The sequence below is a fragment of the Bradyrhizobium sp. IC4060 genome (assembly GCF_020193715.1).
Classification (GTDB): domain Bacteria; phylum Pseudomonadota; class Alphaproteobacteria; order Rhizobiales; family Xanthobacteraceae; genus Bradyrhizobium; species Bradyrhizobium yuanmingense.
This window is the reverse complement of record NZ_JADYVJ010000042.1, coordinates 1-4,797: the sequence shown is the minus strand read 5'-3', so window position 1 is coordinate 4,797 and position 4,797 is coordinate 1. Positions and strand designations below refer to the sequence as shown.

Here is a 4,797-nt window from a genome sequence, read left to right as displayed (position 1 = left end):
AGATTGGCAGCGCCAGAGCAGGTGGTCCAAGGGGCCGCCGTTCGAGCGCCAGCGAAAGTCGATGAGCTGCCCGCAAACGAACCTCGAAATTGCGATCGAGCGGCAGGTCGACAGCAACCGATGAGGCACCCGATGGAAGTTTGCGTGAGCCACAGGCGATGCTTCGCTCCCCCAGTGCCACGATGGCATGCCATCCATCCGGCGTAACGAAGCTCCCTGCCCGCTGGCTTGGTGAAATCCAGATCGTACGGTTGGGACGCCGTTGAGCCGACAGCCGCGCGCACGGACAGCACGGTCGATAGCACTTCAGGCGCTCAGAAACTGGCTTGTTGTTCGAACGTTTCTTGCGGATCAGCTGCAAAAGACAGCCCCCACTGCTGTCGGACGAGGTCCGCCATCGCGACGGATCATTCGCTGGCGGTTAGGGCCATATAGTCCCTTTGGTACCCGCAATTGCGGCGCAGCCACTCCCAAGCTATGTCCGCAGCTTCTGCGTTCCTGGCCAGGATAGGCTTCTTTTGATTTCCAGTCTGCACCCGGCATCGTACTACTCTCCCGGTATGTTTTTAACGCATGCAAGGAATTGCAGCCCGAGAAATGCGACTATTTCTGGCTGTGCAGATACAAGCATTCGCTCTTTATGCGGTTCCGCGATGGGACAATCGAGTCTTGTGATCGGACATCAACAGAAGTGACTTTTTCAAACGCATTCATTCCTCACTCTTCGGCCAACCGCGCTGCAGGAGATGCCGAAAGCCCTGACGCGCCGCCCACTTGGCGCGAGCCAGATGACTTTCAAAAGTACGGCGGGCGCGATCCGGATCAAGGGGATCAATACCAAGCACAATGCGCGCAACTTCCCGCCAATCAGCGTTGTCGGCCTCGGCATCGAGGAGACGCATATAGGTGACGGCATGTTGCTCGTCATACGGCGTGAGCTGGGGCGCGTTAGGCGCGGAATCTGCGACCTTGGGATCGGGCGGCACTGCCTGAAAGTCCTACCAGATTGAGAAGCATCGATTGAAGCGAGGTAGCCGTACTCAGCGTCTCTTCGTAGAGAACCGATTGTCGCGGTCTCCAGAAACATTTCTTGCCAAAGACAATTCGTGGCTGGCAGCGCCTGTTCCCGTCGTTCCCTTCGATTTCGCTCGCTCAGACTGCCGCCAGAATGCATTTGATCGCAGTTCGTTACGCAGAGCGCGGTCAGCAGAACTGCCGTCCTGCGTGCGGCGCCGTCGGCCCGAATCAGGAGGTCGACATCGGATGTGTCTCGTCATAGCTCGTCAGCATTGGCTCGCCCGTCGCGACATAGCGGCGTCTGGATCCAGTACCAGCTCTTTCACTGAGCTTACGCGCGGACTCTGCTCATCTGTATTCTAGGCGAACCTACCGCAATAGGCCGGTTATAGCCAGTGGTTTGATGGGCCGTCAGAATGGCTGCTTTAGCGCATGAAAGCTCGTGCGCTTGTCGCCTGGAATGTGCGCCGGATCCGCGTAGATCGCGGTATTTCGCAAGAGGGGTTGGCGTATGATGCACGGGTGGACCGCTCCTATTTGGGCGGTATCGAGCAGCAATCGGAGAACCCGACAATCGATATTCTCGAACGCATCGCAAAAACGCTTGATGTTCATTTGTCTGAATTCTTTCTTCAACCACCCAAAGGTGCGGCGCAGCCAAAGACCTTGCGTAAGGGTCGCAAGCCGGCGCGTTCACGTCGAAAAACGAAATAGTACTCCTCGACGACGGGTTTATGCTTGCTGCCCAAGGCAGACATCAATGTCGCAATTGCCGCAAACGGCGGCAGGGCACATTTCCTCGTCTCCAGCGAAGGTGAAAGCGATCTTTCTTACTAGAATTGGTAGCGGAAGTCGCTTCGTGCTTGCTGTAGACTTAGCCATCGAGATCGATGACCGGTTTGCGGCTAAGGTGCCGTATTCGGTGACCGCGATTAGCAACAATCGTGCCAGATGACTACAATCGAGAGGGCCCTTAGAAAAGGAACGAATACCGCCGTTCGCGATCTAAGAACGGAGCTGCAGATGCCAAGTCCGACAGGTACTCCAATTATCCCACTAGCACTCACAAAATATCACGACCTCGCGTCGCGGAACCGGTGCGGTCGCGCCTGGAGGCGCCAAGCGAGCTTGGCTCACAATCCCGATGGCAATGACGCCGTTTGCGCTTGGCTTCGCTGCGGCGGCGAACCTTCCGCGTAGTGCTCGTTGCGCACTTCAAGATCAAGGAAAGTGCTGCAACTTTAATCAGAAGCGGCACTATAGCGCCGTGCTGCTTGAAGCGGACAACTCATAGGCGGGCACACTGAGCGAGGCGTTCCGGCTTGTCTATTCGAGCCGAAAACGGGGATGGTCTCGGGCACCAAACGCGTAGGCGATTGGGTCCGCTCGTGCTCTGCAGCGAGCCGATTTCATGAAAAGGGTGCGGTGATTTCCAAACGGCGAAGCCGCAAACTCATGGGCATGTGGTCATGAAGGTTGTCGAATTTCCTTCCGGACGCCGCAAGAGCTCGACCGTCTTTGTTGGCAAGAATCGTTTTGGCAACTGGGTCGTCCGCGAACAGAATGGTCATTTTGGCGGCCTGTTCGCGAGCCGCGCGCAAGCGCTCAAATACGCACTCTGTGAGAATGGCCAACATCCAGAAGCTATCCTGGAGGTATCTCGCGAGATCGAACTTGTTTTTACCACAGTCAGCACGAAGCGTGGTCCTAATAAATCGGCGCAATGACGAACGTAGCGAAAACAGACCGCCATGCTCTTATGTAAGCATGCAAAGTGGCTGTTGGACTATCACGAGCAGCGAAAACGTGGACGTCGGTCTTGCGCCAAGAGGACGGGAACAAAATCGGATCTTCCGCCGACGCTATCGGCACGCAGATTTACCCATGTCATATCCTCGCAAGGAATTCTGAACATCTTTCTGCAAGGCCGCCAGTTGGGGGATCTTCGACCTTTAAGTGACAGCTGTCGATATCGGCCCATTGATTGAATCTTAACAAGTCGTCCGTTAACAAGCTGGGTTGAGGGCGACTGGGGTTGCGAAGGCGGGCCAAAGAGCGATCAGGATGAAGCGCAAGAGCTTCCTGAGCCAGGCGAGGATGCGGCGGAAGTTGTGGCCCACGGCTGAGAGGACGACGTTGGCGGCGTCTCCTGGGCGGCCCTTGAGGTAGCAACGGCCGAGGTGACCTTCGGCCTTCAGGTGTCCGATGATGGGCTCGATGGCGGAGCGGCGGCGTAGCTCGCTCTTGATGATACCGAAGACGCCGCGCTTCTGGCCGGAGATGAAGACGCGACGGGGATTTTGCGCATCGTGGCCGCGGTATCCCTTGTCGACATAGGCGCGCTCGATCGCACAGCCGGTGAGTGTCTCGGTGCGGTCGATGGCGTCCCGCAAGGTGTGTCCGTCGTACGGGTTATCGGGCAGCGCCCTGGCGTGCAGCACGAACAGGCCCCAGGAGCCCGGCGTTGTTGGTGACGTGGAGGCCTTCACCCCGAACTCGTAAGGCGCGCTGGCCTTGCCCTTGCCGATGCACTCCACCTCCGGAGCATGGAAGGAATATAGCTTCCAGCCGCGCTGGCGCTGCTGCTGCGAGCGGATCTGCGTGGCCCGTCCAAGCGGGAGGGCGAACGCGTTCTCGAGCGCTTCCTGCCCTTCGATCTTGCGGCGGATGTCGCGGATGATCCGGTCCAGCCGGCTGCGCAGGAGGCGCAACTGCCGCTGATGCCGCTTGAATTGCTTGGCATGGGCGTAGCGCCCCGCCATCATTGCCGCGGTCTTGGCCATGCGAAGATAGGACTGGCGCAGCTTGACCCCGTGTTTCCTCGCTAGGCGGTTGAGCCCCTTGGTCGCCGCGTGCAGCAGCTTGGCATCTGTCTGGAAGGTGATGGCCTTCGGCTGCACCGTGGTATCGACCGTGACCCGCTTGAGCTCCTGGCTGCGTAACGCGCCGGCCTCGTGCGCCACCCGCAAGCTCTCGGCCAGCAGCAGTTCCAGCTTGTCGCCGAGCCGCTTGCGCCAGTGGCTCAGGTCCGAGCGCTCGTGCGGGAACGCGTGCTGGAAGAACTCTTCGCCGGTGAAGTACTGGAAATACGGGTCGTGGACCCAGCGCTCGCACCCCCCCTCATCGGACAGGCCGTAAATGTGCTTGAGCAACAGCAGCCCGATCATGAAGCGGGTCGCGATGCCCGGCCGACCGTTCTCGCTATAGAGCGGCGCGATCTCGCCGTCGATCCAGTCCCAATCGACCTTACCGGCGAGCTGAACCAGCTCGTGCTTCATATTGATGATCTGGTCCGCCTGGCCCGGAACAGATCGCCCGATCCCGTCGTCCTGTGCTTCTTCGGTCGCATCACCACCTCCGATGCGCCGACGGAATCATGACTGGCGATTCGACGGAATCTTGAAAATGAAATTGCAAGGTTCCGATGCCCGAAGCATCAAAACCCTGCAATCGCAAAACAGTCCACAACGACAAATGCGATTCTAGCTCAATCGCTTAGCCGCTCTCCACGGACGACTAACAATCATGATGCCGAAAAGCACTGCTGACACAGTGCGTTCTTTTGCGTAACGTTATCGGCCGAAAATGTCTTGATGGCTATCGAGAAAGCCGGCGAACACCTCCACGATGAACTCAGCGTCGGCGCCCATCGATGTCGAGATCGATGCGGCAGCACCATACGGCAGGACGATGCCGTTCTCCGCAAAGAAGCGTACGAGCTCCTTCATTCGACCTGCTCCGGCAGGCGTGAGATAGGCCTCGCGGTAGTCATTCGGGGTT

General features: G+C 58.3%; 3 protein-coding genes and 2 pseudogenes. 2 read left to right on the top strand and 3 right to left on the bottom strand.

All coding sequences use genetic code 11. The annotated features are described in order from the left end of the window. Positions 1–710: 710 nt before the first annotated feature. Positions 711–986, bottom strand: a complete 276-nt coding sequence (locus I6F16_RS37305; RefSeq protein ID WP_225174748.1) for a DUF2285 domain-containing protein — start codon at positions 984–986, stop codon at positions 711–713. 463 nt (positions 987–1,449) lie between these two features. Between I6F16_RS37305 and I6F16_RS37300 the strand changes: the two genes are divergently transcribed. Together I6F16_RS37300 and I6F16_RS37295 are read left to right on the top strand one after the other, a co-directional pair. Beyond that, positions 1,450–1,731: a helix-turn-helix transcriptional regulator gene (locus I6F16_RS37300; RefSeq protein ID WP_225174747.1), complete on the top strand. Its 282-nt coding sequence runs from the start codon at positions 1,450–1,452 to the stop codon at positions 1,729–1,731. Between the two features lie 755 nt (positions 1,732–2,486). After that, complete coding sequence (locus I6F16_RS37295; protein WP_225174746.1) at positions 2,487–2,744, top strand: hypothetical protein; 258 nt, start codon at positions 2,487–2,489, stop codon at positions 2,742–2,744. A 279-nt stretch (positions 2,745–3,023) separates the two neighbouring features. Here I6F16_RS37295 and I6F16_RS37290 read toward each other — a convergent pair. Both I6F16_RS37290 and I6F16_RS37285 read right to left on the bottom strand, forming a co-directional pair. Next, positions 3,024–4,366: pseudogene (locus I6F16_RS37290) on the bottom strand (IS5 family transposase). 223 nt (positions 4,367–4,589) lie between these two features. Beyond that, positions 4,590–4,797, bottom strand: a pseudogene (locus tag I6F16_RS37285) (aspartate aminotransferase family protein); the annotation flags it as partial.

What these genes read in the sequence shown, in the direction of transcription:
- I6F16_RS37300 (WP_225174747.1), top strand. Translation starts at nt 1,450, where the DNA reads ATGAAAGCTCGTGCGCTTGTCGCCTGGAATGTGCGCCGGATCCGCGTA.
- I6F16_RS37295 (WP_225174746.1), top strand. Translation starts at nt 2,487, where the DNA reads ATGAAGGTTGTCGAATTTCCTTCCGGACGCCGCAAGAGCTCGACCGTC.